The organism is Bradyrhizobium sp. IC3195, assembly GCF_020193585.1.
GTDB lineage: Bacteria > Pseudomonadota > Alphaproteobacteria > Rhizobiales > Xanthobacteraceae > Bradyrhizobium > Bradyrhizobium yuanmingense.
Window position 1 is genome coordinate 1 of the sequence record NZ_JADYVG010000064.1, and the last position, 1732, is coordinate 1732.

General features: G+C 68.5%; 1 protein-coding gene and 1 pseudogene. Both read right to left on the reverse strand.

What is annotated here, in order from left to right; genetic code table 11:
* Positions 1–102: pseudogene (locus tag I6F09_RS37085) on the reverse strand (ATP-binding protein); the annotation flags it as partial.
* A gap of 11 nt (positions 103–113) precedes the next feature.
* Entirely contained in the window at positions 114–1646 is a 1533-nt protein-coding gene (gene istA / locus I6F09_RS37090; protein ID WP_083780767.1) for an IS21 family transposase, read from the reverse strand.
* Positions 1647–1732: the final 86 nt, after the last annotated feature.

Consider the following 1732-nt stretch of genomic DNA (forward strand, 5'->3'; position numbering starts at 1 on the left):
GAGGCTGCCAGCCTCACCGGCGGCTTCAATGTCGGCGAAGGCCTTGGCCATGCCGTGGAGGCCGAGGGCGTTGAGGCGGTCGAGGGTCGGATGGGTGAGCAAGGGACGGTCTCCTAATTGTAGTAGCGCGGTCCGCGGATGTTGGCATGCAGGATCGGCGCATCGTCCGCGGAGCGCTGGTGAGCGGGACGCCGATCGAGATTGTTGGCGAGGATCGACTTGACCGAGCCATAGGTGCGCGCGCCGATGTCGATCGCCCGCGCAGCCGCCGCGTCCAGCCGTTCGCGCCCATAGGAGGCGGCGAGCCTGAGGATGCCGAGGCAGGCGCGGAAGCCTTGTTCGGGGTGCGAGCGCTCGTCGAGAATGAGGTCGCACAATGCGCTGGTTGCCGGCCCGATCGCGGCGGCGTCCTGACGGATACGCCCGATAGTCCAGCCGGCGTAGCGCCGATGGCTGGAGGCCATGTGCTCCGGCACGGTGGTGTGCTTGTGATTGCCACTCATGCGCTGATGCGCGGCAATCCGCTCGCCCTTGTGGAAGATCTCGACGGTGCGGGCGGTGAACCGCACCTCGACCTCGGCACGCGCGAAGCGATGCGGAACGCTGTAATAATGCTTCTCCACCTCGACGTGGTAGTCGAGGCTGACGCGGCGGATCCGCCACTCGGCGAGCACGTAGGGGCTCGCCGGCAACGGCTTGAGCGCCGGCCGGTCGATCTCCTCGAGCAGCCGGCGGCGCGTCACGCCGAGCCGCCGGATCGGCCGCTCCTCGTTGAGCCTGGTGAGCAACTCGCCGATCGCTGCGTTGACCTCGGCGAGGCTGTAGAAGACGCGGTGGCGCAGGCGGCCGAGCAGCCAGCGCTCGATGATGAGGACGGCCTGCTCGACCTTGGCCTTGTCGCGCGGCTTGCGAGGTCGCGCCGGCAAGACGGCCGTGCCGTAATGCGCGGCCATCTCCGCATAGGTGCGATTGATCTGCGGGTCGTAGAGGCTCGCCTTGATGACTGCGACTTTGGTGTTGTCAGGCACCAAGAGCGCCGGGACGCCGCCGATCGCCGCGAAGGCGCCAACATGGGCGCTGATCCAGTCGGCGAGCCCCTGCGTCCACGTCGCCTGCGCGTAGGTGAAGCTTGAGGCGCCGAGCACGGCGACGAAGATCTGCGCCGTCCTCCGCTCGCCGGTGAGGCGGTCGACCACCACCGGCACGCCGTCGCCCGCGTAGTCGACGAACAGCTTGTCGCCGGCCGCGTGCGCCTGGCGCATCGTCACCGACAGGCGTCCCTCCCAGGCGCGGTAAAGCTCGCAGAAGCGCGAGTACCGGTATCCGCCGGGCTCGGCGCCGATGTACTCCTCCCACAGGATCGACAGCGTCACATGCTTGCGCTTGAGCTCGCGGTGCACCGCCGCCCAGTCGGGCTCGGCGATGCGGCGATGACCCTGCCGGTTACCGTTGCCGGTCTTGGCGAACAGGCGGGCCTCCAGGGCCGCGTCCGTGAGTTCGTCGGGCAACGGCCAGCTCAGGCCTGCGGCCTCGAATCGCCGGATGGTCAGCCGCACTGTCGAGGGCGCCGCGCCCATCCGCCGAGCAATCTCGCGGCTCGGCAGCCCAGCCGCCTTCATCCTGATCACATCGCGCACACGGCGCATCGCAAGCCTCTCCGTCGGCATCCAGGGTCCCCCTTCGCAAAACCGAAAGGTTGACCCTATGGGAGCCAGAAGAGGTCTCGTCACCC

Coding starts and splice junctions, on each gene's coding strand:
- istA (WP_083780767.1), bottom strand. CDS start 1,646: ATGCGCCGTGTGCGCGATGTGATCAGGATGAAGGCGGCTGGGCTGCCG.